The organism is Arthrobacter sp. efr-133-TYG-104 (assembly GCF_030208915.1).
GTDB lineage: Bacteria > Actinomycetota > Actinomycetes > Actinomycetales > Micrococcaceae > Arthrobacter.
In genome coordinates this window covers 1-23,829 of sequence record NZ_JARVTA010000015.1, presented here as the reverse complement: position 1 = coordinate 23,829, position 23,829 = coordinate 1, and the positions used below count along the sequence as shown (strand labels likewise).

At 62.0% G+C, this 23,829-nt stretch carries 26 protein-coding genes, 2 pseudogenes and 1 riboswitch; of the genes and pseudogenes, 20 read left to right on the top strand and 8 right to left on the bottom strand.

What is annotated here, in order from left to right; genetic code table 11:
• Positions 1-153: 153 nt before the first annotated feature.
• Positions 154-1,038: a PaaX family transcriptional regulator gene (locus QRN04_RS11930; RefSeq protein ID WP_284976253.1), complete on the top strand. Its 885-nt coding sequence runs from the start codon at positions 154-156 to the stop codon at positions 1,036-1,038.
• Here QRN04_RS11930 and QRN04_RS11925 read toward each other — a convergent pair.
• Positions 1,007-1,834: a VOC family protein gene (locus QRN04_RS11925; protein WP_284976252.1), complete on the bottom strand. Its 828-nt coding sequence runs from the start codon at positions 1,832-1,834 to the stop codon at positions 1,007-1,009. The two genes, QRN04_RS11930 and QRN04_RS11925, sit on opposite strands and share 32 nt — an antisense overlap.
• 173 nt (positions 1,835-2,007) lie before the next feature.
• Positions 2,008-2,649 (bottom strand): NADPH-dependent F420 reductase, encoded by a 642-nt coding sequence (locus tag QRN04_RS11920; RefSeq protein WP_284976251.1) that lies wholly within the window; start codon positions 2,647-2,649, stop codon positions 2,008-2,010.
• A gap of 103 nt (positions 2,650-2,752) precedes the next feature.
• Here QRN04_RS11920 and QRN04_RS11915 point away from each other — a divergent pair, with 103 nt between their 5' ends.
• Positions 2,753-3,055, top strand: a complete 303-nt coding sequence (locus tag QRN04_RS11915; protein ID WP_284976250.1) for a hypothetical protein — start codon at positions 2,753-2,755, stop codon at positions 3,053-3,055.
• Between the two features lie 2 nt (positions 3,056-3,057).
• Entirely contained in the window at positions 3,058-3,816 is a 759-nt protein-coding gene (locus tag QRN04_RS11910; RefSeq protein WP_284976249.1) for an HAD family hydrolase, read from the top strand.
• Here QRN04_RS11910 and QRN04_RS11905 read toward each other — a convergent pair.
• Entirely contained in the window at positions 3,813-4,184 is a 372-nt protein-coding gene (locus QRN04_RS11905) for a hypothetical protein (RefSeq protein WP_284976248.1), read from the bottom strand. The two genes, QRN04_RS11910 and QRN04_RS11905, sit on opposite strands and share 4 nt — an antisense overlap.
• Before the next feature lie 80 nt (positions 4,185-4,264).
• Entirely contained in the window at positions 4,265-4,876 is a 612-nt protein-coding gene (locus tag QRN04_RS11900; RefSeq protein ID WP_284976247.1) for an NADPH-dependent FMN reductase, read from the bottom strand.
• 182 nt (positions 4,877-5,058) lie between these two features.
• Here QRN04_RS11900 and QRN04_RS11895 point away from each other — a divergent pair, with 182 nt between their 5' ends.
• From QRN04_RS11895 to QRN04_RS11870, 6 genes are all read left to right on the top strand, one after another.
• Positions 5,059-6,225, top strand: coding sequence for a Re/Si-specific NAD(P)(+) transhydrogenase subunit alpha (locus QRN04_RS11895; protein ID WP_284976246.1), 1,167 nt, complete (start codon positions 5,059-5,061; stop codon positions 6,223-6,225).
• A complete protein-coding gene (locus tag QRN04_RS11890; protein WP_284976245.1) occupies positions 6,225-6,560 on the top strand; it encodes an NAD(P) transhydrogenase subunit alpha part 2 in 336 nt (111 codons plus the stop codon). Before QRN04_RS11895 ends, QRN04_RS11890 begins: the two co-directional genes overlap by 1 nt.
• Complete coding sequence (locus QRN04_RS11885; protein WP_284976244.1) at positions 6,557-7,930, top strand: NAD(P)(+) transhydrogenase (Re/Si-specific) subunit beta; 1,374 nt, start codon at positions 6,557-6,559, stop codon at positions 7,928-7,930. Before QRN04_RS11890 ends, QRN04_RS11885 begins: the two co-directional genes overlap by 4 nt.
• A 186-nt stretch (positions 7,931-8,116) precedes the next feature.
• Entirely contained in the window at positions 8,117-8,356 is a 240-nt protein-coding gene (locus QRN04_RS11880) for a hypothetical protein (protein WP_284976243.1), read from the top strand.
• A gap of 105 nt (positions 8,357-8,461) precedes the next feature.
• Positions 8,462-8,809 carry a hypothetical protein gene (locus tag QRN04_RS11875; RefSeq protein WP_284976242.1) on the top strand — a complete coding sequence of 116 codons (348 nt, stop codon included), beginning with the start codon at positions 8,462-8,464 and terminating at the stop codon, positions 8,807-8,809.
• 6 nt (positions 8,810-8,815) lie between these two features.
• The gene (locus QRN04_RS11870; protein ID WP_284976241.1) at positions 8,816-9,373 is read left to right on the top strand and encodes a dihydrofolate reductase family protein; all 558 of its coding nucleotides are present in this window, start codon (positions 8,816-8,818) and stop codon (positions 9,371-9,373) included.
• A 45-nt stretch (positions 9,374-9,418) separates the two neighbouring features.
• On the opposite strand, the gene mscL (QRN04_RS11865) is transcribed toward QRN04_RS11870, so the two are convergent.
• On the bottom strand, positions 9,419-9,883 hold the full coding sequence (gene mscL, locus QRN04_RS11865) for a large conductance mechanosensitive channel protein MscL (protein ID WP_284976240.1): 465 nt from the start codon (positions 9,881-9,883) through the stop codon (positions 9,419-9,421).
• A 177-nt stretch (positions 9,884-10,060) separates the two neighbouring features.
• On the opposite strand from mscL (QRN04_RS11865), the pseudogene istA reads away from it, so the two are divergent.
• The 11 genes and pseudogenes from istA to QRN04_RS11810 all read left to right on the top strand — a co-directional run bounded on the left by istA (position 10,061) and on the right by QRN04_RS11810 (position 20,728).
• Positions 10,061-11,757 (top strand): annotated as a pseudogene (gene istA, locus QRN04_RS11860) (IS21 family transposase).
• Positions 11,754-12,544, top strand: a pseudogene (gene istB / locus QRN04_RS11855) (IS21-like element helper ATPase IstB); the annotation flags it as partial. The pseudogenes istA and istB, both read left to right, overlap by 4 nt.
• Before the next feature lie 174 nt (positions 12,545-12,718).
• Positions 12,719-13,126, top strand: coding sequence for a large conductance mechanosensitive channel protein MscL (mscL, locus tag QRN04_RS11850; protein WP_284976239.1), 408 nt, complete (start codon positions 12,719-12,721; stop codon positions 13,124-13,126).
• Between the two features lie 195 nt (positions 13,127-13,321).
• Positions 13,322-13,543, top strand: coding sequence for a hypothetical protein (locus QRN04_RS11845; RefSeq protein ID WP_284976238.1), 222 nt, complete (start codon positions 13,322-13,324; stop codon positions 13,541-13,543).
• A 496-nt stretch (positions 13,544-14,039) separates the two neighbouring features.
• Positions 14,040-14,138: riboswitch (glycine riboswitch) on the top strand.
• A gap of 392 nt (positions 14,139-14,530) precedes the next feature.
• A complete protein-coding gene (locus QRN04_RS11840) occupies positions 14,531-15,295 on the top strand; it encodes a methylenetetrahydrofolate reductase (RefSeq protein WP_284976237.1) in 765 nt (254 codons plus the stop codon).
• 447 nt (positions 15,296-15,742) lie between these two features.
• On the top strand, positions 15,743-16,198 hold the full coding sequence (locus QRN04_RS11835) for a hypothetical protein (protein WP_284976236.1): 456 nt from the start codon (positions 15,743-15,745) through the stop codon (positions 16,196-16,198).
• A 97-nt stretch (positions 16,199-16,295) separates the two neighbouring features.
• Positions 16,296-17,165 (top strand): hypothetical protein, encoded by an 870-nt coding sequence (locus tag QRN04_RS11830; RefSeq protein ID WP_284976235.1) that lies wholly within the window; start codon positions 16,296-16,298, stop codon positions 17,163-17,165.
• A 1-nt stretch (position 17,166) separates the two neighbouring features.
• Positions 17,167-17,676, top strand: coding sequence for a hypothetical protein (locus QRN04_RS11825; RefSeq protein ID WP_284976234.1), 510 nt, complete (start codon positions 17,167-17,169; stop codon positions 17,674-17,676).
• The gene (locus QRN04_RS11820; protein WP_284976233.1) at positions 17,673-18,935 is read left to right on the top strand and encodes a hypothetical protein; all 1,263 of its coding nucleotides are present in this window, start codon (positions 17,673-17,675) and stop codon (positions 18,933-18,935) included. Before QRN04_RS11825 ends, QRN04_RS11820 begins: the two co-directional genes overlap by 4 nt.
• A 166-nt stretch (positions 18,936-19,101) precedes the next feature.
• Entirely contained in the window at positions 19,102-20,184 is a 1,083-nt protein-coding gene (locus tag QRN04_RS11815; protein WP_284976232.1) for an FUSC family protein, read from the top strand.
• 97 nt (positions 20,185-20,281) lie between these two features.
• Positions 20,282-20,728 carry a hypothetical protein gene (locus tag QRN04_RS11810; protein WP_284976231.1) on the top strand — a complete coding sequence of 149 codons (447 nt, stop codon included), beginning with the start codon at positions 20,282-20,284 and terminating at the stop codon, positions 20,726-20,728.
• Between the two features lie 57 nt (positions 20,729-20,785).
• Here the strand turns inward: QRN04_RS11810 and QRN04_RS11805 are convergent, their stop codons facing one another.
• The 3 genes from QRN04_RS11805 to QRN04_RS11795 all read right to left on the bottom strand — a co-directional run.
• The gene (locus QRN04_RS11805) at positions 20,786-21,247 is read right to left on the bottom strand and encodes a hypothetical protein (RefSeq protein ID WP_284976230.1); all 462 of its coding nucleotides are present in this window, start codon (positions 21,245-21,247) and stop codon (positions 20,786-20,788) included.
• Positions 21,244-23,673, bottom strand: a complete 2,430-nt coding sequence (locus QRN04_RS11800) for a molybdopterin oxidoreductase family protein (protein ID WP_284976229.1) — start codon at positions 23,671-23,673, stop codon at positions 21,244-21,246. Before QRN04_RS11800 ends, QRN04_RS11805 begins: the two co-directional genes overlap by 4 nt.
• The coding region (locus QRN04_RS11795) for a hypothetical protein (protein WP_284976228.1) at positions 23,639-23,829 on the bottom strand (191 nt) is incomplete at its 5' end. The genes QRN04_RS11795 and QRN04_RS11800, both read right to left, overlap by 35 nt.

The following is a 23,829-nucleotide window of genomic DNA, read 5'->3' as shown; positions in this document are numbered from 1 at the left end:
CTCTTCGGCCCTATCGGCCTCAAAGCAGTGCCTATCTATAGTAAGCATGCTTATCAACATACGGCTAGGCTTCGCCCGGGCGATGGCGGTCGGCACCCCTATGATGAACTGGACTGGCGCCTGAACTGGAGGCGCGGAAGAGAGGACCTTTCAATGTTCCCCGTCCCGGCACCCCCGGTACGCCACCAGCAGTTGCTCGTCACCATTTTTGGTCTTTATGGCAGGAATGCGGGCGATGCGTTGCCGGTCTCGGCGTTGATCGCGATGCTGGGCTCACTGGGTTATGACGCGCCAGGAGTGAGGTCCTCGGTGTCCCGGCTGAAGTCCAAGGGCGTCTTGAAGAGCGTGCGCGAGGACGGGATCGCCAAGTACAAGATCGCGGAGTCCGTGAGCGATGTATTCCGTGAAGGGGACCGGAGGATTTTCGCACCAGAGCCACCAGCCCCTGTGGACACGTGGGTCCTGGCCGTTTTTTCGGTGCCGGAATCGATGCGTAACCGTAGGCATCAGTTGCGTTCAGCTTTGGCCGGACTCGGATTCGGCTCCGTAGCCAACGGTGTATGGATCGCGCCGGCGCACAAGCTGGAGCAGGCCCGGGAACGGCTGACGGCCAGCGGGCTCATCGAGTTCGTGGACCTGTTCCGCAGTGATTACGTCTTTGACGGGCCCATGCGGCCCAAAATTTCAGAGTGGTGGGATCTCAAGGAACTCGATGAGCAGTTCACCGAGTTCCTTGCGCTGTACGAGGGCGCGGAGCAACAGTGGGTACAACGGGTGGGCGATGATCCGGAGGCTGCCTTGGCGGCCTCCACGGAGGAGCTGCGACGGGACGCGTTCCGGTACTACATCCCTATGTTGACCATGTGGCGCCGGTTCCCGTATCGCGACCCAAACCTGCCCACCGACTACCTTCCGCCGGAATGGCACGGCCCGTCAGTCCGCAGGATCTTCCTGGGAGTGCATCGCCTGGCAGCTCCCTTGGCCGCCGCCCACGCCCATAACGTCATCACCGAAGCTCTTGATCCGGTGGTTGCCTGAAAAACCCGCTGGTGCGTGGAGCGTCGGTAACACCGAATACTTCGCCCTGGGGAGCTTGGACTATCGCCGTATGGCCCAGCGGCCCTTCCGTAAGGGGTTCCAGCAGCCTGGAACCACGTTCCGCAGCGATGCGGACCGTGGCCTCAACGTCGTCGCTGGCGAACCAAGTAAGCCAGTGCCCGCGGGCTGGGTCCAGGGGCGACACGCAGTGCAAGCCGGCCACCTCATTGCCGTCATGGGGCCTGCGGATGGTGGCATAGAGGCGGTCCTCCGCAGGGATTTCCTGGTAGCTATGGCCGAACACCTCCGCGTAGAAGGAGCGCGCTGCGGGATAGTTCGGGGTTCGGAGTTCGTTCCAGCACAACGAACCGTGCTCGTTGACGCGTTCTGCCCCGATATGCGTTCCTGCTTGCCAAACTCCGAACGCCGCCCCGGCGGTGTCTTTGGCCAGTGCTGTCCGGGCCGAATTGGCCGCGTGGCGTGGGTGTGCCGTTACCCGTCCGCCGGCGGCCTCGATCTTCCTTGCCGTGACGCCGGCATCGTCGGTGGCGAGGAATGTTGTCCAGCCCGCATGGTCCTGCTGGAGGCCTATCCCCGCCACTGCGCGGCCGCCGAGATGTGCCAGGAGATAGTCCTCGACCGCAGTACCGCCCCCGAACTCCCGGAATTGACCGCCGGGCAGGAACTGCCATCCGAAGAGGTCTGCGTAGAAGCCCTTTGCCGCTTCGAGGTCCTGAACTCCCAGATCCACCCACATAGGAGTCCCCGCGGGCCAGTTCGAGATCTTGGTGGACACGGGACTCCTCGAATAGGGCGCTGGTCGAATAGGGCACTTGCCGAATCCGGCGCTTGCCGAACTGGCAGGGGGCGACTGCTTCCCGGGCGCCCGATGCGCCGAACGCCCAGGGAAGCAGTCACCCATAAAGTGCACAAACGGCCCTATTCATGACACGTTTTTGTCCCGAAAATTTAGACGGTTCGCGTCGCCTTGGCGAGGTTCTCACGCAGTTCATCGGCATTTTGGCGGATCACATAGGCGGGGCGGTCGCGCTCAACCCTCCAACTGTCCTCGAGGGGGCCGATGTTGACTGTGTCGAAGCCGAATTCGTCATAAAGCTTGGTGACCAGTTCCGCGGCCTCCGTGAAGTCGCTGGCCGTAGCCAAGGCACGACGATTCGGCGTTCCGGCCGGCGTGCCGTCGGTGGTGATGTCCTTGGCATAGATGTGGTTGAAGCCCTTGGCAACCTTGGATGCCGGAAGGTGCTTCTGGAGCAGTCCCGAGGTAGTTGCTTCGCCGTTGTCCAACTCCGGGATACGGCCGTCGCGCTCCCAGTAGTAGTTGTTGGTATCCACCACGATCTTGCCCTCAAGGGGTCCCACCGGAACGCTTCCATAGTTCTTCAGTGGAACGGTCACGACGGCGAAATCACCGGCCGCTGCGGCCTCCGCGGCCGTTGCGGCCCGGGCGCGAGGCCCTAGTTCTCCTACCAGGTCGCTGAGGGTTTCCGGTCCCCGTGAGTTGCTGATGACGACGTCGTAGCCGAGTTCCACGGCCTTGCGGGCCACCTGGCTGCCAATGTGTCCTGCCCCGATAATTCCAATTGTTGTCATGATCCTGCCAACACCGTCCGTCGCGCAGTTATTTCCCTCGGCTCCCGGAGCCCAATGCAGGCGGTAGGCCGCCGTCGTTCGGGTTATACTAAGTAGTCTTACTATGCAGATTGTCATCAAAGGCGAGGAGGTTTGGGTGGCTGGACATTTGGAATTGGTCGATACCCCTGACGGGGGTTACAGGATTCTCATGGTGGATGCTGAGGACACCTTGATGGGGCTTTCGAAGCGATATGCATCGGTGGATGAGGCCGCCAGGGGAGTCGAAGCCATCCGGGAGGTGGCCGGGACGGGACTGCTCAGCAGGGCGTCATCGGAACGGTATGCGGTGCTCATGCTGGAGGAGCCTGAGATTGACTCGGCTCTGGCGGGGCAGGCCCCGCGCGCACGCGTGGAGGTGGGCTAGGAATGGCAGAATCAAAGTCCGGCAAGGCAACCCCAACCGCAGGAAAACGGCGCGGCGTCCTCTTCGATGTGGATGGAACGCTGATCGACTCCAGTTACTTCCACGCAATGGCTTGGTGGCAAGCCTTCCGCCGGGAGGGCTTGGACGTCCAGATGTCCGCCATCCATCGCTGCGTGGGAATGGGCGGGGACAAGCTGATCCAAGCCCTGGTTCCGGGTTGCTCCGAGGATATGCAGGAAGACTTGAAGTCAGCACACGGCGCTGTGTTCTCGACCTTTTGGCCCGCGTTGCGGACTTTCGATGCTGCCAGGGAGCTGTTGTCCGCGATCTCGGAGTCCGGCTTGGCTGTGGGCTTGGCATCCTCTGCCCAGGAACGCGACCTTGAGGTCAGCAGGCAGCTTCTCGACGGCGAATCCTCCGACGGCGGCGGATCCTCCGACGGCGACGGAGCTGCCATCGATGCTTGGACCAGTTCCAACGATGCCAAGGAAAGCAAGCCTGAGCCGGACATTCTCCTGGCGTGCCTGGAAAAGCTGGAGCTCAGCCCCGAAGATGTCGTTTTCGTTGGGGACGCGGTGTGGGACGTGAGGGCCGGCGCCGCAATCGGGGTGCCCGTGATCGGCTTGCTGTGCGGTGGAATCAGTGAGGCGGAGCTGCGCGATGCAGGTGCCGCAGAGGTCTATGACAACCCGCGGCACCTGCTCGAGCAGTTGGAATCCAGCATCATTGGGCGGCTGACCAAGGGACAACCCAGCGCTTAGCGGCGGCGATCCGTCAGTCCTTTATCCTTGGGGCGCCGGTTCCGCACCGTCCAGATGATGATGCCGATGATGATGATGGCTGCCGCGATAGCCAGAATCCACGGCACCACGTCGGTCCGTTGTTGTTGTTGCTGGCCGGTCTCTCCCGTGCCCGGATTGTTGGGTCCGGTGCTTCCGCCGGTGGACGGGCTGGGCGCGTCTGAGTCGGATGCGCCGGTCGTCGCCGTAGGGGAGCTGCTGGGCGTTGCGCTGGCGGCGGTGACATGGCCCTGAGTCGAGACGGCGGCGGCGGCCGCAACAGCCGTAGCGGCCATCGACCCGGAGAACAGGGCCAATGCCAGGGTGGTCATGGCTAGTCTATGAAGCATCGTTTCTCCTTGGTGAGGGTGTGGCCGAGCATCATTTATATTAGTAAGCATACTGACTAAACCATGAATTGCGGAGAAAACTAACGATTCAGCTTGTCAGTGTCCGGTTCCGGGTCACCGATATGGCCCGGAGCGTTGGCGGCGAGGACCCGCTGCACAAAGGCGCTATATTCCTCCATGAAGTGGCGCAGCAGACCTGCGGTGGCCTCGTCCTTTACTGAACCGTCGTCGTCGTAGGCATCCGCGACAAAGCGGATGTACGCCTCGGGGGCATTCAGCTGCGGTGCGTCGAGGAAGCTCAAAACGCTTCGCATGGACGACTGCATGACCGCCGTGCCAATGCCGCCAGGCGATGCGCCGATGATCCCGGTAGGTTTGCGGGCGAATGAATTGGTGCCCCAAGGACGGGAGCCCCAATCGATGGCATTCTTCAACGCGCCCGGGATGGAACGGTTGTATTCGGGCGAGATGAACAAGATACCGTCGGACGCTGCGATGGCATCCTTCAGGTCTTTCCCCACTTGGGGAAAGTCGCCGTCGTAGTCGGAGCTGTAAAGAGGGAGATCCTTGATGGCGATCTCGTGGAACTCCAACTCGGGCGGGGACACGCTGATGAGGGCCCGCGACAGGACGCGGTTGATGGATGTGCTGGACAAACTTCCGACGAAATAGCCGATCTTGAACGTTTCCACGGGGGCGTTCCTTCCCGACGGCACGGCCGGAACCGGCTCGTCGACGGTGTGGCGGCTGGTTGCCTCCAGCTTCAACTGACCCTAGTTGACTTGTGCACATAGCGCAGCCCCCTACTCCCCTCCCGCTCCCCGCAGTCATAGACTCATGCCAACTGGTTCGGGTTGCGGAAGAGGGGTGGCGGGTGAAGGCAGGCGTAGCACGTGAAGCGCTCGACGGCGAGCGTCGCGTCGCGGCGACGCCGGAGACGGTCAAGCAACTGACGGAGTTGGGATTGGCAGTCGAAATCGAGTCCGGCGCAGGCCTTGCCGCGGGCCACAGCGACAGCGATTACCGGAAATCCGGCGCTTCGGTGGTGCAAGCCCTGGACCTCGGGACGCTCGACCTCTATTGCCACGTACGTCCCATGAAACCTTCGACGGCGGCGGCTCTTCGCAGGGGCGCCGTCACCGTGGGCCTCGGATCGCCGTCGTCGGAATTGCCCACTGTCCGTGCCCTCGCCCGCAGCGGGGTGACCGCGTTTGCTCTGGAACTGGTTCCGCGCATCTCGCGTGCGCAGTCAATGGATGCCCTGACCTCCCAAGCCTTAGTTGCGGGCTATCGCTGTGTACTGGAGGCCGCAACACGCTTGCCGAGGTTCTTCCCGCTGTACATGACAGCTGCCGGCACCATTCCGCCGGCCCGCGTGTTGGTTCTGGGCGTGGGAGTTGCCGGCCTGCAGGCGATTGGCACGGCCAAGAGGCTCGGGGCCAGGGTGTCGGCAAATGACATCCGGCCTTCATCTGCAGACGAGGTAGCTTCCATGGGCGGAACCTTCATCAACCTGAACCTGGAGACAGCGGAGGCTTCGGGCGGATACGCGCGTGAACTGAGCGCAGATCGTGGAGCCCTCCAGCGGGCACTCTTGGCTCCGCATGTAGCCCAGTCGGACGTCCTGATCACCACCGCCGCGGTCCCGGGAAGGCGGGCCCCGCTCCTGGTGAGCCGTGAGATGGTGCAGGGCATGCGCCCGGGGTCGGTGGTGGTGGATCTCGCGGCAGAATCCGGAGGGAATGTTGAAGGGAGCATCCCGGGCGAGGTTATTTCCATTACTACCGCGGATGGCTGCGGCGCGGTCACGCTGGTGGGGATGAGGGACGCTGCGTCGGCCATGCCTGCAGACGCCTCGCGGCTATACGCCAAGAACGTTGCCAACCTTGTCGCGTTGATCACCAAGGACGGAGTTGTCGCCCCGGACTTCGGTGACGAAGTGGTGGCGGGTACCTGCCTAACGTACGACGGCGAGGTGCGGCACGAACCCACCCGGGCGGCGTTGCTTACCCTCGGCGACCCCGACAGCAAGGTGGGCTGATGGACGGCATGAGCTTGTTGACCATCACCGTGCTCGCGGTGTTCGTCGGCTTCGAGGTAGTTTCCAAAGTGTCCAGCACGCTGCACACACCCTTGATGTCCGGCGCCAACGCCATCCACGGCATCATTCTGGTGGGCGCTATCATCGTGGCCGGCCAGGCCATAGAACCCCCGGTGCTGGTGGTGGCTTTGGTGGCGGTGGTGCTGGCAACGGCGAACCTCGTGGGTGGCTTCGTGGTGACCGACCGCATGCTCGAGATGTTCCGCGGAAGGGGCCGCCCGCCGTCGTCTGCCGGATCAAGCGCCGAAAACCGGGGCAAGGAGTGGCGCCCGTGACGCTACTCAGCCCCACCTGGACGGCGCTTCTTTACCTCGTCGCTGCGGCGTGCTTCATCGTCGCACTGAAGGGACTGAACTCGCCCCGAACAGCTCGTCGTGGCAACCTCATCGGCGCCTTGGGTGCGTTCCTGGCCGTGGTGACGGTGTTTGTTTCAGCGAGGATGGAGAACATCCCCTGGATTATTGCCGCAATGGCCGTGGGAGCCGGAGTTGCGGCCCCGGTGGCCAGGCGGGTTCAGATGACCCAAATGCCGCAGCTCGTCGCCTTGTTCAACGGGGTAGGCGGTGGAGCTGCAGCCCTTGTGGCTCTGCTCGAGCTTCCCCATCACGACGATCCTTGGATTCGGCTGGCGGTGGTGTTTACCTTGCTCGTGGGCGCCGTGTCCTTCGCAGGTTCCGGCCTGACCTTTGCCAAACTCCAAGGTTTGATGACTACACGCCCAGTAACGTTTCCGGGCCTTCCCGTTCTGATGGGCGCGGTATTGCTCGCTGCCGTGGCTGCGGGTGCTTCTGTCGTGTTCAGCGGCTCATCGCTGCTGGCCTTGGCTGTTCTGCTTCTCGGACTGTGGACAGGCGTCCTCCTTGTCCTCCCGGTGGGCGGCGCCGACGTCCCGATCGTCATTTCTTTGCTGAACGCGTTTACCGGACTGGCCGTTGCGGCGTCGGGACTGGTGCTGGGAAATGTCCTCCTTGTGGTCGCGGGCACACTGGTCGGAGCATCAGGAACCATCCTCACCCGCGCCATGGCTGCGGCGATGGGCCGCAGCGTCGCGGGAATCCTGTTCGGGGCATTCAAGGGCGGTTCCACGGCAGGTTCCACTGCGGTGAGTGATCGCCCGGTCCGTTCCTCCAGCGCAGAAGACGTTGCTGTACTGCTGGGATATGCGCAACGGGTCATCATTGTTCCGGGGTATGGGTTGGCCGTGGCCCAAGGGCAGCACACGGCGGCAGAATTGGCACTTGCATTGGAAAGCCGGGGGATTGAGGTGGACTTTGCAATCCACCCAGTGGCGGGGCGGATGCCTGGCCACATGAATGTCCTGCTGGCTGAAGCCAATGTTCCGTATGAATCACTCAAGGAAATGGGTGACATCAACCCGGAGTTTAAGACCGCGGACGTCGCCCTGGTCGTCGGGGCCAACGACGTCGTCAATCCGGCGGCAAAAACCGTCTCCGGATCGCCGATCTACGGCATGCCAATCCTTGAGGTCGCGGACGCCCGCCAGGTGGTGTTCCTCAAACGGTCCATGCGCCCCGGCTTTGCCGGCATCGAAAACGAATTGCTGTATGAGCCCCAGACCACGCTGCTGTTCGGGGACGCAAAGGAATCGCTCACCAAGGTCCTCGGAGCGGTCAAAGCCCTCTAGGAAGCAACCCGCGGTAGCCCGCCACGAGTCCGGACCGCAAACCGCGTCATGTACGGAACATCCACGGCACTCGTCATTTGCAGGGGGTGGCCGTTGGAGCCGCGTGCTGTGATCCGCCGCCGGGCCTTCCAGGCTGTCCTTGGTTGCGGACAGACGGATGGCTAGGAGTCGATTTTGTATCACGGGATGAAGGATTTCACGCGGGGTCCTGGCGAAAGTATGCCGGGAAAGATCGTGTCCGATTGGCGGCAACTCCCGGGCCGGGTGGTTCAGGTTTGGCACTACGATCAGCTCGTGGACGAAGGATCGGTTGAGACCGTGACCGTAGACGGCGGCGTCCTGTGGTTAAAGCAAACAGGGCCAATAGAACGGCGCATGGTGGTCAAAGAGCTCGGCATAGGCCAACAGGTTCGCGTCATAGGCTGAATCACCCTGCCTGCGGAGGGTCTTCCCGGGCTGTCCGCGCGAACCTAAGCTTGGGACGGTACGGCGCTCACGCGTCGAATACCAACGTCCAAGCGAGGTTGTGCCATGACAGTGAAACTCAACAAGAAGGCCTTCGAACACGCCAAACAGCTGATCGACGACGGCAAGGTGGTCAAGGATGCCCGCGACGACTGGAGCGAGCACGCCCCGTCCACCAAGGATGAGAATTCGTTCTTGGACAAGCACGGTCATGCCGAATACTCCAAGTGGCACCTGGGAGTGGACGACGACCACCCGGACGATCAAAAAGGGCACTACAAGTTCCCCATCGGGGACTTCAAGAAGATCCACCGCTGCGCAGTGATCTCCGCGGAGAGTCGCGCCGGCCAAAATGATTACGACGATATTCGCGCAGCCCTCGGGAAGCTGCTGGAAACGATCGACGCGGACTGAAGCCACATGGGAAGACTCATCTACTCGGCCATCATGTCCATTGACGGTTACGTCGCGGACCGCGACGGCAAATTCGACTGGAGCGCTCCGGACGAGGAAGTGCACCGTTTCATCAATGAACGCCAACGCCATATCCGGCACCACTTGCTCGGACGCCGCCTCTACGACGTCATGAGTGTCTGGGACACGTGGGATACCTCGTCCGAGCCGCCTTTCATCGATGACTTTGCGCAGCTTTGGCGCCGGGCGGAGAAGGTGGTCTTCTCGCGAACCCTGCAGGATCCGTCCACTCGCAACACCAGGATTGAGCGGGAGTACAGGGCTGACGACGTCCGGAAACTCAAGGCATCGGTAGCAACAGATATCTCCATCGGGGGCCCCGAACTCGCAGCCCAAGCGTTCCGTGATGGACTGATCGATGAATGCCAGTTGGTTATGGTCCCGGTCATCGTAGGTGGCGGGAAGAAGGGGTTGCCCGCAGACTTTGGTACCCGACTGGAACTCGTTCAGGAGCGCACGTTCGGCAACGGAGCAATTTTCCTCAAGTACCGGGTGCTTAGCTGACGGTGGATCTGGCCAGGCGTTCCTTCCCTGTTGCCGGGGGCCGGCTTAGCGGGAGTGGTCGGAGCCCGGGCCTTGGACGGGAGTGGCAGCGTGGCTGGCTTTCCGGGGTTCGGCTGCATCCTTCAACAGGTCGCGGATCTCGGCCAACAAGGCTGTGTCCGCGGGAAGAGGCTTTTCCTCCGGCTCCGCCGCTCCGAGGCGGCTTTTGACCATGGAGTTGACTTTGTTCATCGGAGCAACGAAGACGAAGTAGACCACCGCGGCGGTAATCAGGAAGGTCACGACGGCGGTGAGGACGGCGCCGATGTTGACGAACGTGGCAGGGTTGTCCTGCCAGATCTTGAAGCCAAGTCCATCAGCCTTCATTCCACCGGCAGCGGCTATGACCGGGTTGATGATGTTCGTTGTAAAAGCGCCAACCAATGCGGTGAATGCACCACCAATGACCACTGCAATCGCAAGTTCGATGACATTGCCGCGAAGTATGAACTCTTTGAAACCCTTAAACATGGAGTGTCCTCAGATCGGGTACAGGTGTCTGTGGCTGTGACAGGTTTATATGGCCACGGCAGGACGGTTATTTCCGGCCCCACTTCATGACTCACCGGGCACCTGTGGCGGTTATTTGTGGCCCCACCTTCAACGTTGGATTCATCACTGGATGGATGCGGCGGAAGGCTGGTCTGGATGGAGTCGAGAGTGGAGTTGTTCGCGCGGATTCGAAGGGACGCCCGGGTTAAGGGCCTGTCGGTTCGTGCGTTGGCGGTCCGGTACGGGGTTCACAGGCGAACGGTAAGGCAGGCACTGGATTCAGCTGCCCCTCCGGAGCGTAAACAGAGACAAGGCGTGTCCTGAAGGCTGGAGCCCTTCCAGGGCGCGATCGATGCGATGCTGACCGAGGACACGACGGCGCCGCGGAAGCAGCGCCATACTGCACGCAGGATTTTGGCCCGGCTCATCGAAGAGCACGGTGCGCAGGAGCTGTCGTATTCGACGGTGCGGGATTGTGTGCGGGTCTGCCGCGCCCAGATCGATGTGGAGGCCGGCCGCCGGGTTGAGGTGTTCGTTCCCCAGGAACACGCCCCCGGAGCGGAAGCCGAGGTGGACTTCGGTGAAGTCTGGATCATGCTGAACGGGGTGAAGACGAAGTGCCACATGTTCATCTTCCGGTTATCACATTCGGGCAGGGCCATCCACCGTCCCTGACCGGGCGGCAGGCGGATCTACCCGCCCCAGGCTCAGGAAGCCTTTCTTGAAGGCCACGTCGAGGCCTTCAAAGTTCTGGGCGGCGTCCCGACTAAACATATCCGCTATGACAACCTCACCAGTGCTGTAACCGCTGTGGTGTTCGGCCAGGGCCGGCAGCGCCGGGAGAACGACAGATGGGTGTTGTTCCGTTCCCACTACGGCTTCGACCCCTTCTATTGCCAGCCCGGCATCGCCGGGGCCCCAGAAAGGGCGGGGTTGAAGGTGAGGTGGGCTGGTTCCGCCGCAACCGGCTTTCACCGATGCCGGTTGCTGACTCCCTGGACGAGCTCAACGACCGGATCCGCAAATGGGAAGCCCAGGACGAGGACAGGAGGATCAATGACAGGATCCGCACCATAGGCCAGGACTTCGAGATCGAACGGCCGTTCCTGGCCCCGTTGCCGGCAGAGGAATTTGATCCGGGTCTGGCGCTGAACCCGAGGGTCGACAGGTCCTCGATGGTCACCGTCCGGATGGTGAAGTATTCCGTCCCGGCCCGGTTCATCGGCCGGAGGGTCAGGGTCTCATTGCGGGCGTCCGAGGTCGTGATGTTCGATGGCCGCACCGTGGTCGCCAGGCATCAGGGGCTCGCCGCCCGGTCCGGACAGTCGGTCCAGCTGGACCACTATCTCGAGGTCCTCAAAACCAAGCCCGGCGCCCTTCCAGGCTCCACCGCTTTGGCAAGGGCGCGAGAGTCCGGGACGTTCAGCAGCGCGCACGAGGCATTCTGGGCCGCCTCCCGCCGGGTCAACGGCGACGCCGACGGGACCCGTGAACTCATCGACGTCCTGCTCCTCCACCGGTCCATGGACGCCTGCGACATCCACGCAGGCATCACCGCGGCCCTCGTAGTGGGCGCGGTCAGCGCCGACGTCGTCGCGGTCGAAGCCCGCAGACACGCCACGACATCTTGCCGGAGTGGGGCCAGTTCCGGCCGTCATCCCCGTGTTCATGCTGAAGAGAAAGTGCAACGAGTTCTCAGTCTCACCCAACGCCGCCTCATGGACCCCGCCGCCGTCATCGCCGGGCTGCCACCTGATAGCCGGCCACTGCCCTCAGTCCGTGCCTATGACGAGCTGCTGGCCAAACGTTCCGAACACCCCGCAGGAACCGCGTCAAAGGAGAACATCTCATGAGCCCCACCGCACCGGCGACCACCATCACCCCGGCCCTGCGCCGGCGGCGAGGCCTGGCCGAACAGGCAGCGGTTGCCGCCGTGGACCAGGCCTGCCGCCGACTGCGCCTGCCCACCATCCGGGCAGTCCTCGATGAAGCCCTCGCCGTCGCGGGGAAGGAACAACTCTCGTACCAAGGCTTCCTGGCCGAACTGCTGCTGGCCGAGTGCGACGACAGGGACCGGCGCTCCTCGATCCGGCGCGTGAAAGCCGCGAACTTTCCCCGGGACAAGTGGCTCGGGGACTTTGACTTCGACGCGAACCCGAACATCAATTCCGCCACCATCCACACCCTGGCCACCGGAGAATGGATCCGCAAAGGACAACCCCTCTGCCTGATTGTAGACTCCGGAACCGGCAAATCCCACCTGCTCATCGGACTCGGCACCGCCGCCGCGGAGAAGGGCTACCGAGTCAAATACACCCTCGCCACCCGACTCGTGAACGAACTCATCGAAGCCGCAGACGAGAAGGTCCTGGCCAAGACCATAGCCCGCTACGGCCGCGTGGACCTGCTCTGCATCGACGAGCTTGGCTACATGGAACTTGACCGTCGAGGCGCCGAACTCCTCTTTCAGGTCCTCACCGACCGTGAGGAGAAAAACTCCATCGCCATCGCCTCCAACGAATCGTTCTCCGGCTGGACCAAAACCTTCACCGACCCGCGCCTCTGCGCCGCCATCGTGACCGGCTGATCTTCAACGGCACCATCATCGAAACCGGCACCGACTCCTATCGCCTGGCCCATGGCATCGCGCGTAGAAGTTCGGAACAGGTGAACAACCCCGCTGCAGGAACCCAAGGTCCCCGCAGAGGTGAATCCGACCTCATGCCACGGGCGCCGGCAGGCACTGGGTAACTCACAACGAAACTTTCCCCAAAAGTATCCGATACGGCGTCCGCGTGGGGTAGTTTGATCGCTATGTTGACCGGATTCAAGAATTTCATCATGAAGGGCAACGTCGTAGACCTTGCCGTCGCCGTCGTGATTGGTGCCGCCTTTGGTGCCGTAGTCACGGCCCTAGTCCAAAGCGTTCTCATGCCGTTCATCGCGGCCTTGGTCGGATCTCCGAACTTCGATAGCTTCGCCGTCGTGACCCTCAACGGAAACGACATTAAATTCGGTGTCCTGCTCACAGCAATTGTTAACTTCGTGCTCGTGGCGGCAGCCATTTACTTCGTCATCGTCGTGCCCATGAACCACATGATCGAGCGCCGCAACCGGCGCCTCGGCATCAACCCGGACGTCAAGGAAGAAGCGGCCGAAGACCCCCAGATTGCCCTGCTCACGGAAATCCGGGATTCCCTACGGCAAGACCGCAGGCCCTAATCAAGTCGGCGGACCCAAACCCGACCAAAATCCGCTTTCAGGGCTAAAGCGCCGCCTAATTGCTTCGGTACGCTTACGTTCCGCAGAGCGATGCTTCGATAGCGTGTCTCTCAGCGGCGCAGGGATAAATCCCGGCGTTCGTGCAGCCGCAGGCTGGCTGGGCTTGTTTTCCGTCATCGATGAAAGGACATGAAAGTGGCTGTTTCGATTGAATTGGGCAAGGCATTGGGCAAGGCCTACGAGAACTCGACTCTGGACGAGGTCCTGTCGGCCCCGCCCTCGGCTCTTGCCGGCCTGACCGAAAAGCATGATGAACTGCTTGCCGGTATGGGAATCAAAACATTCCGCGATCTGGGAAGCAACAAATACTTCGCTACGGCAGGTGTACTGGTCGCGCTCTCCGGCAAGGTCGGGTAGTCGGTCTGGACTGTTTGTGCGCCTAACTGAAAAGGTCCGGCCCGGCGCACGCCAGGTCGGACCTTTTCCATTCCAGAATGGATTTCTCCCCCTCAAGAGATCTGACATGCTAGCAACGACGGCGCCCCGACTCCATACCCCCGACCGGCATCTGCCGTTCCCCCGGGCGATACAGGAACCCTTAGCCAACCGGTGCGAAAACCGTCCCGCCAGCCCGAGACCCACAACAACGTTCCGTGAACCTGGGGCCACTTTCAATCGCCCCTCTGGGGCCAAAAATACTTTGACGCAATCATGTCTCGCTCTGCAGAGATCAAACTACCATTCCGGGATGTCAAACAAGTGAGAAGCAGGGGGTGATGTGGATAAGTAAATCTGGGAGGTGTGCGTTGGTTTTGAGGGAAGAACCGTCCGCGCACCCATGCATGTATGGTTGCGCTTCTTCAAACGGACCCGTTATGGTGTGAAGCGTGTCACTCAGGTGGCGCAACGCTTTTGATCTGCGGCGGGAGAGTCCTGCCGGTACATCCAGTCAGGCGCCGTAGGAGCAAATCCTCCCCGGGAATCTCGCAGGCCCATGTACCGCCGCGGCGAGGCAACTCTGGAAAGCAGCACGGATAACCGGGCTCACCGACGGTGCAAGCAGGCATAACGTGGAAACACGGTCTGCGGAATCTCTCAGGTCCAAGACAGAGCGGGGAGGAACTTTTATTCATCGTGGCGCTCACTGGGCCGTGAATCATGGAGTTCCTCTTGACCGTTCAATCAACCCCTACCGCTTTCGCGACCAGGCATATCGGCGCACGATACAAGGCCGACGTCGACACTCTGCTCAAGGCCATAGGGTACGACTCTGTCGGCGTGAATGCTGACCGCCGTGTGAGGCCCGCTCTGCATGGAAAGACCCTACCCAAGGGTGCAGATCAGGCCACGCAACGCCCGAAACAACTACGCCCGCCAGTACGCCAGCGAACCAGGACCTGATCCATGCTCCCCACCCGCGTTGAAATCATTCCCACCGACGGCGTTGTTGCCCGGGTCGCTGAAGCCCTGCCGAAGAGCACCATCATCAGTGTCACGTGCCTTCCGCACCATGGAATTGGCCCCACTATGGGGACCGCTATCCAGCTCAGTGAACTGGGCTACGCAGCGGTGCCACACTTAGCTGCGAAGTGCCTCGATAGCCGGGCCCAGCTGCAGCGGATTCTTGGCGACTGCGCCAGTGCAGGCATCTCTGAGGTGTTTGCGATTGGCGGTGATGCGCCCCATCCGGCGGGACCGTATTCCACCGGCGTTGAACTTGTGCGGGATATTGCAGACATCACAGGCGGGAAGATGGCGGTGGGGGTGGCAGGATACCCAGAAGGCCACCCAAACATCAACGGACTGCAGTTAGTGGAAGCCTTGGCTGCCAAACAGGAATACGCCACAAGGGTGGTGACCCAGATGTGCTTCTCGGCCAATGCGATCCACAATTACGCGGCGTTGCTCCGGCGGGAGGGTGTGCACCTTCCGGTCTGGGCCGGTGTTGCCGGGGCCGTGCCTAAGACAAAGCTCATCTCGCTGGCCAGCAAGATCGGTGTGGGTTCCTCCCTCAAATTCCTCAGCAAGAAGGGACCGCTCGCCAAGAGACTCCTGATGGGTGAGCGGTATTCACCGGATGCGCTGATACATGACTTAGCTGCGCAGCCCGGAATCGAGGGAATCCAGCTTTACAGCTTCAACTCCTTAGGCGCGGTCATTTCGGCCTAGCAGCTACTCCTTTCGCGCTCCTCCGGGGCTCTCCGCGCAGCAAGGCCGGGCCTGGGGGCGGTCATCCGAGCACTCGAATATACGCACAGTTTTTGCTCAAGATCGCCACAATCTTGGCGCAAGGCCTGTTCCGGCCCTTGGCTGGAAGGCTGATGCGTTTGTTCATCGCATGGATTCCGTCCGCGTCGAATTGAGCCGTGTTACCCAGCGGTAGGCCGGAATTGGCGGCGCTGGTCCAAGTAGTCAGTTACATAGGACTGAGTAGTTGCATGCCGGGTATGGGTATTTTCCTGCTCTGTTCGGATGAAAAAGTGGCGTACACGGAACGCTAGCCACTCGGTGCGCGCTCACTGAACCATGGGGACATCGCTTCATCCGCCACCCTCGGCCGGATGGTTGGGAGTTGCCTGGCGGCTCCCGGGGACCGATCAACCAAGGAGTTACATCATGCGCAAACTTTCCAAGAAGAGCCGGGTCACCGCCGCAGTCGCAGGCGTCGCTTTGGTAGCGGTAGGTGGCGGAGCCGCTTACGCGTACTGGACCACCACGGGCTCCGGAACTGGAGCCGCAACCAACTCGGCCGGTGGCGGCACTGTCACCCTTCATGCGACGTTTGCGGGCGGTCTCGCACCGGGCAATCAGGTCAATGTTGCGTACACGGCGGACAACTCCACCACCTCAAGCACCGTGGTCGGTGCTCTCTCCGCTCACGTGACCACCGACGTCGCCGGTTGCCTTCCTGCCTGGTTCGACGTCACCGCCGTGACAAGCAACAGCCCAGTGGCTGCGAACTCCACCGGAACGTCTGTGGGCTCCGGTGTGCTGAAGTTTATCGACAGCACCACCGTCAACCAGGACGCCTGCAAGTCCGCCGTCGTGACAGTCAACGTCGGCAGTCTCTAGACTCCACCGGCCGGGGACCACCCTAGGAGTGGCGGTCCCCGGCACACGCATTTCCCCATGTCCCGAATGCACAAGCTATCGTCCGAAAAGAGCCTTCATGGACCGCCGGCCAGAGCGAACAGCACCCGTTCACCGAGTTGGTATACCCCTCCGTGCGCTGCTGCTTGCACTCCTGGTCGCCGTTGTGCCGGTGGCCGCCCTCGCCACTAGCAACGCACCGGGCAACAACGCACAGGGCAACAACGGGCAGGGCGGCACTGCGAAGGTAAGCAAAGGGATCACGGTGGCTCTGAGTCCTTCAAGCCGAACCGTCGACCAAGGGCAGTCCGCCAGTTTCACGGTGTCAGCGACGTCGACGGGAGGCTTCACCGGGCCTGTCACCTTCGCAGTGAGCGGACTTCCGGACGGTGCGACAGCGAGCGCGGCGCCGGCGTCGTTGGTGCTTGCCTCCGGCAGCACCGCGCAGGCGACGCTGACGGTTTCCACAGCAACCACGACGCCGTCGACTAAAACAGACTTCACGGTGACTGGTACCAGCGGATCCACCCTGTCCAATGCGGCTCCCGGGCAGTTGCAGGTCCTGGAGGTCAAACGCACGTTCGGCCTTTCCGGCTCGGTGACCGGCCTGCTCGCGCCGGGTGTTTCGAGGTCGCTGAACCTCCAGATTTCCAATCCGCAGAACAAGAGCATCGCTGTGACAAACCTTTCCGTGGCCATCAGCCAAGTGGTCCGGACCCCCGCAGCAGTTGCGGCCAAATTACCCTGCTCTGCTGCCGATTACAGGATCACCCAATACTCGGGGGCGTATCCGTTGACCGTGGAACCAGGCACTCGCTCACTTTCCGCCTTGGGGGTACTCGAGGCGAACTGGCCGCAGATCAAAATGCTTGACACCCCCCAACTTCAGGATGGCTGCAAGGGCGCGACGGTCCAGTTCACTTTCACGGGCACCGGAGAGGCCAACTAAGATGACGACCCTTCGACTTCCGCGCATCCTGAGCCCAGGAAGGCTTGCACGAACGGCAGCCACGACCGTGGTTCTTTGCATCCTCGGCGGCGCAGGATCCGCCTACGCCTACTGGGCTTCAACCGGCATCGGCGCCGGCTCGGCAGCGAACGGCACCATGCAGACCGTTACGGTGGACGCACTCGTCCCGGGCGATACCCTGCAAACCAGCCTGGTCCCTGGCGGAACCGCCGACGTCATTGTTCGGGCTACCAACCCGAACCCACAGGCGGTAACAATCTACGGCATTACTTCCAGCGGGGCCGCGACTGCCGACGCCGCCCACTCCGGCTGTACAACAACGGGAGTGACATTCACGCCTCCGCCTGCACCCATGGCGTCCCTGACAATTCAGGCCAACAGCTCCATCCTCGTGACGCTGCAGGGTGCCGCCAGCATGGGCACCGGTTCAATGTCCGCATGCCAAGGTGCGCAGTTCAGCATCCCCGTCACGTTGGAGGTACGCAAGTGACCCGCCGCCATCACCACGCTTCCGTCGGCTTTGGCAGGTGGAACCGCGTTGCCCTGATCTTGGTGGGCATCCTTTTCGTCTCATGGGCCGGACCAGCCGCTAGCGCGTTCTGGAGTTCAGTCGGATCCGGCTCCGGGGCCGCAAAGGCCGACGCCGTAAGCCAAGGGGCCAAACCGGCCACCGCCGTTTCAGGCACCAGCGTCACAGTTAGTTGGGCAGCCAGCACGACGGCGGCTCAGCGGCCGGTGAGCGGGTACAGCATCGCCCGCTATGGTTCCGCGACCGGCGGGACAGGTGTTACGGCGACCGGCGCCTGCGGGACAACCGTCGTTGGCCTGAGGTGCGTGGAGAACAACGTCCCGGCCGGGACCTGGTACTACACGGTGACCCCACTGCTCTCCCTGTGGCAGGGCGCCGAAAGCTTGCGCAGTGCTGCAACGACTCCTGTCACGGATACCACGGCTCCCGGTGCTCCTGTGGTGACAGCGCCGACGTACGTACACCAAGGCAACGTATCCGGCGTCCCCATCAGCGGTACCGCGGAGGCCAACTCGACGGTCGTCCTGACGATCACCGGCGGTGGGGCTCCTAGTGTGACACAAACTATCACCACCAATCCCTCGGGCGGTTGGACTGCCGTGCCGGTGGATATGACTGCTTTCAACCCAGGGACGATCTCGTACTCAGCTACGGCTACTGACGCCGCTGGCAATACAGGACCTGCAGGTACGGCGACATCCACCAAGGACGTTTCGTCCCCGACCGTGACCGGAGTCCAGTTGAGCAACGGCGGCACCCCCAACATCGTGGACAAGGGCGACAAGGTTGTTTTGAAGTTCTCCGAGTCACTTAGCGCTAACAGCATCTGCACTGCCTGGACCGACAACACGACCACCCAGACGCAAAGGGGCAACAATGCTGACCAAGTGGTGGTTACGATCAGCGCCACGGCCAGTGACAACACCTTGACCGTGTCCGGCTCTGCCTGCCCGAGCTTGAGGATTGGAAGCGTGTCATTGGGCGCGGTCTACACCGCGACGGCATTGAGCTTTATGGGTAACGGCGCGAACGCGTCCTCCCTCGTGTGGGACCCCTCGGCCAACACTCTCACCATTACCTTGGGCGCTGGTACCAGCGGCAGCAAGACTGTCACATCAGCCAACGTCTTCCCCACCTACACCCCCGTCTCCGGACTTACCGACATCGCCAGCAATCCACTGGCCACGAAGCCTGTGGCCGGAGCAGCGTCGCGGTTCTAGCGACGCCCTCCACCACGTACTGCTTCACATTTGGTGCCCCTCAGGTGATGAGGGGCACCAAATGCGCCCGATCCCCGGGTAGTGCAGGAGTCGGAGCGTAACCTTGAAAGCGGACGTCAGCGCCGCCGTCGTATGTTTGATCTTGCGACGAAAGGCGAGCCTGGTTTTGAAGGCTGTAGCGGAAATGTTCACCATGGGCCCGGCCAACAAGGACCACCACCCGGCTCTCCGCTGTGCAGTTGGTGTGTTTGTGCCGTTGATTGCGTTGACCGTGATGGGGCGACTCGACTTGGCTGTGTTCGCCTCCTTTGGAGCGTTTACCGGTATTTATGGGCGCAACGAGCCGCATAGCGTGCGGTTCCGCAGTCAGCTCCGCGCGGGCGGCTTCATGCTTTTGATCATGTTGTGCGCCACCCTGATGGCCCGCTTCGCGCACGAGGTGGGAGTTAGTGGCACCGCGTACACGTGGGTTTTGACAGCAGCAACCACGGCAGTTGCGGGTGTTTGTTCCGTGGTGGTCGCTGCATGGCGTCTTCGGCCCGGGGGCTCCCTCTTTCACATTTTCGCGTTCGCGGCGATCGCTTCCATTCCGGCGCAGCCGCCGCTTTGGGAAGCGATGCTCGTGGCAGTCTCGACCACACTTTTCTGCCTCCTGGTTGGCATGTCCGCCCGGGTTCGCCGAAGCCACCGGAGCCCCTGGAAGCGGCCACCGCGAATCCGCCAAACGTCTCCCGAACGGCGTGCGATGTGGTTGGAGGGTGCCGGCTATCTTGTGGCAGCGGGGCTGGCCGGAACCATAGCGACGATAGTTGGCGAGCGGCTTGGTTTTGGGCATACATATTGGGCGATGGTGGCGGCCGTGGTGCCGCTGGTGGGCCACTCGACGCGGCACCGTGTTCGTCGGGGCGTTCAAAGAATTGCCGGGACGGTGATGGGATTGGTGATTCTTGCCGGCATCCTATGGCTGAATCCTGCACCGTGGGCGATGGTCTTGGTGATCGCCGCCTGTCAGTTCGGGGCAGAGATGTTCATAGCCCGCCAATACTTGGTCGCCCAGCTTTTCGTTACGCCCCTGGCGTTGATCGCAACGCTGTTGGCTGCTCGCGTGGACCCAGCACTGCTGCTGCGCGACCGTATCATCGAGACCGTCATCGGCGCCGCCGTCGGCGTAGCTGTGGTGGTGGCGCCCGCGGCGTGGCGCCGGGTCCGGGCCGATCGGCCGGCGCGCTCGACGTCGGCAGCTGCGTAGGCTAACCCCGACCAGGGATGAAACTGGACAGAATTGATCAGTACACATATAACTAGATAGCCAAATTACTTATCCGGTCAATGTGTGGGAGAAGACGATGACGGTCGCGCTGCGTGAACCAGGCCCCACACCGGTGGCTGAAGACCCCCTGCCAACTGTGAATTCCGATGCCAGGGAGAACTTCGGGCCCGTCCATTGCGGGTCGCGGATGCGGATCACCGCGGGCGCCCTGCGGTCGACCGCTCTGGTCCCGCTCGAGTCGATTGAGACTATGGCTGCAGTGGAAGCAGATGCGGCAGTCTGGCCGGAATGGGCCTGCGCTTGTGGCTTCCGGATGGACGTAGACGTGAGCCATCCGATGAGTGGCCTCTGGATGGCCGCATTCCGCTGCGAACGCCTCCAGTACGAACTGGCACTTGCGAACGACATGTTTGAGTTGGCCTACAACCGGGCGCTCGCGGCCGGCGTCGAACCTTTTGCGCCATCCCAAACCGCGGCAGTTCCGGTGGGCAAAATCGAAAGCCTCGTCCCTAACGCTGGTTGAGGCCGCTGCCGTTCGGTTCGGCGTCCGGTGACGATCGGGCTGGTTGGCACCACCTCCTCAGCTGGCGACAATCAGCGCTTGCGGTGCGGCCTGTTTCATTCGGGTCTGCAACCAGCGAAGTTGAACCTTGGTCTCCTTTTGGCAGTGCTCGACGACGGCGAGCAGGTTCCGATCGCGAAGGGCCTGGCCCGCCTGCTCCAACATCGTCCATGTGACGTCGACGAGGCTGGCCAAGAGGTACAAATCCTGCAGGTCTCGCAGCAAACCCACGGGGCCGCTCCGGGTCTCGGATAAACCCTCGGCGTGAAGACGTTCAGGCTCGTCGGCCGATGAGTCCTGCCCGTATTGCCGCACTATGGGCAGCAGTAGCTCCTCGTGGTGGTCGCATTGTTGAGCGAGGCTTTGACAGAGGAAATGAACGTCGGGCTCAGATCCATGGCCCTCTGAAACTTGGCGGAATGACGTAGCTAGCGTTTGTTCACCCTGGTGAAGCAGGCCGAGGTAGATGTGGAGATTCACGACTGGGGTCCTGCCGGCCGGGAAGCAGTAGTGGTGGGGGCCGGCGCTGGTCCGTTTCCGCTGCCTATCTTTTCCACGCGTACCGCTGCGTTCTTGAAAATGGGTTGCTTGGAGACTGGATCCCATTCGGTAATCGTCAGCTCGTTTGCCGCCGTCGTGTGCTGTTGGCCATCGCTGTTGGTGCGGTCACCCTCCACGCCAACTCCAGCGTTCCCCCCGCCCCTGGCGTCCCAATATCCGTAGTGGAACGGGGCGAAGATGGTGCCCGGACGCACTCCGCTCACCCGTGCCGGCGCTTCGATAACTCCGCGCCGTGATGAGACGCGGACGATGTCCCCCTCCGAAATCCCAAGATCCCCGGCGTCCTCCACGGAGATCTCCACCCACATCCTGGGAGCGGCATCGTTCAGCGTCCGGGAGCGGGCAGTTTTTGTCCGGGTGTGGAAGTGGTAAGCGGTCCGTCCGGTGGTGTAACGGAAGGGGTAGTCGTCGTCGGGTTCTTCGTGGGGCGGGTGGTAGGGGGCAGTCTTAAGCCAGGCTCGGCCGTCCGGTTTCTGGGCGCGGTACGATTCCGGCTCCACTTCTGCCCCAGTCAATAGGTCGTGCCCATAGTTCTCGCAGTAATCGGGCGCGCTTGGAAAGTTGCCATCCGTGTACAGTCGGGTGACGCCGTCGGGGTTCTCCTCATTGCATGGCCAAGGAATTCCGCTGCCGCCCCGCAACTTGGCATAGCTCAAGCCGGTGTAGTCGCAGGGCCGCCCGCGTGAGCAATCCTTCCACGCTTCGAATGCCGACTCGGGACCGTCCCACGTGAGTAATGGATGCCCATCCAAAGTGCTGAATTCCATTCGGCGCGAGTAATCGAGGAAGATGTCCAGGTCGGCGCGGGCGTCACCAGGAGGTTCCACGGCTTTGTCAGAAAGATGGACTACGCGCGAGGCGTTGGTGAACGTGCCCGTCTTTTCTCCCCAAGCCGCGGCCGGCAGCACAACGTCCGCCAATTGCGCCGTCTCGGTCAGATACAAATCCTGCACCACGAGGAAGAGGTCCGGCTTGGACAGGATCTTCCGGATCCTCGGCAGCTCCGGCATGGACACTGCCGGATTAGTGGCGGAGACCCAGAGAAAGTTGATGGATCCTTGTTCGGCATAACGGAAGATTTGCATCGCGTGCGTCGGCGGGGCCCAGTGGGGAATGACGCTTGGATCCACGTTCCATAGGCTGGCGAGTTCCTCGATGTGCCCTTGATTCCCCCAGTTACGGAAGCCTGGGAGGTCGCCGTCGGCCCCGCATTCCCTGTTGTTCTGGGCAGTTGGCTGGCCGTTCATCTGCAACAGCCCTGCGCCACGACGGCCTAGCATGCCCCTGAGCAGGTGCAGGTTGTTGACTTGGCAGGAGGATGCCGTGGCTTGGGAGGACTGATAGAAGCCCTGCAGGACTGTGGACAAAACGTTGTTGGAGGTGCCGAATATCCGCGCCGCCTCCCTGATGTCGTCGGCGTTGACGCCGCAGACCTCCGCGGCGGCCTCCGGAGTCCACTCCTGAACGGCCTCCTCCAACTCGTCGAAGCCGATGGCATGTTTCCGGACGTACTGGGGGTCGTGCCAGTCATTCTTGAGGACCTCGCGGATCAGGGCATGCATAAGGGCCAAGTTGGTCCCCGGACGAACTGCCAGATGAACGTTAGCGTAGCGGGCCGCCTCCGTGTTTCGGGGGTCCACGCAGACCAACTTAGGTGGCGTCGGGCCTGCTAAACGGTCAAGGATGCGGGACCAAAGGACGGTTTGTGTTTCCGGCATGTTGTGGCCGTACAGGAAGATGGCATCGCAAGAGTCGATGTCTTCATAAGCGCCTGGCTGCCCATCAGCTCCGAACGTCTCTTTGAGGGCAGATGCTGCCGTGGCAGTGCAGAGCCGGGTATTGCCGTCCATGTGAGGTGTCCCAATCCCGGCCTTGCCTATGACAGCCAGTGCATAGTATTCCTCCAGGAAAAGCTGCCCGCTGGTGTAGAAGCCGTGGCTCAACGGCCCTTTCGACACCAAAAGTTCCCTGCTGCGCGCAACGACCCTGCTCATGGCCGTATCCCAATCCGTCTCCACCAGATGGCCACCCTCGCGGATCAAGGGACGGGTGAGACGATCCTTATGGGCGACGCCCTGCCAACTGGCGAACAGGCCCTTGGGTCCTAAGCGTCCCTTGTTGATCCGGTCCGCGGAGCGGCCCCGAATGCCCACCATCAGGCCGTCCTTGACGGCGATATCGCACCCACAGCCGTTGCTGCACAACACGCAGGCAGACTGGACCCAATGGTCGACGTCGTCCTCCGTGAGTCCTGCTTCCAAGGCGAAATCGACGCGGGCCGGCCATTCGTCTCCTCCCGCGAACGGCGTCCTAGTGCCCCAGATATCGGTAATTCGATCCGCCATCGCCCACCTCAGCTGTTGAACCAGTCCGGTTCTCAACGAATATCAGGATGCTTACAGTTAGTCCATAGGCCGGATCAGCCGGGTGGGTTGCCTGGGTAGTTGGTTTCTTGAGCTTTTCCTGATCATGTCCTGATCGAACACCTGAGTGGTTCTTGA

Excerpts from the sequence above, each read along its gene's own strand:
- QRN04_RS11930 (WP_284976253.1), top strand. The coding sequence starts at position 154 with ATGTTCCCCGTCCCGGCACCCCCGGTACGCCACCAGCAGTTGCTCGTC.
- QRN04_RS11920 (WP_284976251.1), bottom strand. The coding sequence starts at position 2,649 with ATGACAACAATTGGAATTATCGGGGCAGGACACATTGGCAGCCAGGTG.
- QRN04_RS11915 (WP_284976250.1), top strand. The coding sequence starts at position 2,753 with ATGCAGATTGTCATCAAAGGCGAGGAGGTTTGGGTGGCTGGACATTTG.
- QRN04_RS11910 (WP_284976249.1), top strand. The coding sequence starts at position 3,058 with ATGGCAGAATCAAAGTCCGGCAAGGCAACCCCAACCGCAGGAAAACGG.
- QRN04_RS11905 (WP_284976248.1), bottom strand. The coding sequence starts at position 4,184 with ATGCTTCATAGACTAGCCATGACCACCCTGGCATTGGCCCTGTTCTCC.
- QRN04_RS11890 (WP_284976245.1), top strand. The coding sequence starts at position 6,225 with ATGGACGGCATGAGCTTGTTGACCATCACCGTGCTCGCGGTGTTCGTC.
- QRN04_RS11880 (WP_284976243.1), top strand. The coding sequence starts at position 8,117 with ATGAAGGATTTCACGCGGGGTCCTGGCGAAAGTATGCCGGGAAAGATC.
- QRN04_RS11875 (WP_284976242.1), top strand. The coding sequence starts at position 8,462 with ATGACAGTGAAACTCAACAAGAAGGCCTTCGAACACGCCAAACAGCTG.
- QRN04_RS11870 (WP_284976241.1), top strand. The coding sequence starts at position 8,816 with ATGGGAAGACTCATCTACTCGGCCATCATGTCCATTGACGGTTACGTC.
- mscL (WP_284976240.1), bottom strand. The coding sequence starts at position 9,883 with ATGTTTAAGGGTTTCAAAGAGTTCATACTTCGCGGCAATGTCATCGAA.
- mscL (WP_284976239.1), top strand. The coding sequence starts at position 12,719 with ATGTTGACCGGATTCAAGAATTTCATCATGAAGGGCAACGTCGTAGAC.
- QRN04_RS11840 (WP_284976237.1), top strand. The coding sequence starts at position 14,531 with ATGCTCCCCACCCGCGTTGAAATCATTCCCACCGACGGCGTTGTTGCC.
- QRN04_RS11835 (WP_284976236.1), top strand. The coding sequence starts at position 15,743 with ATGCGCAAACTTTCCAAGAAGAGCCGGGTCACCGCCGCAGTCGCAGGC.
- QRN04_RS11830 (WP_284976235.1), top strand. The coding sequence starts at position 16,296 with ATGGACCGCCGGCCAGAGCGAACAGCACCCGTTCACCGAGTTGGTATA.
- QRN04_RS11825 (WP_284976234.1), top strand. The coding sequence starts at position 17,167 with ATGACGACCCTTCGACTTCCGCGCATCCTGAGCCCAGGAAGGCTTGCA.
- QRN04_RS11810 (WP_284976231.1), top strand. The coding sequence starts at position 20,282 with ATGACGGTCGCGCTGCGTGAACCAGGCCCCACACCGGTGGCTGAAGAC.
- QRN04_RS11800 (WP_284976229.1), bottom strand. The coding sequence starts at position 23,673 with ATGGCGGATCGAATTACCGATATCTGGGGCACTAGGACGCCGTTCGCG.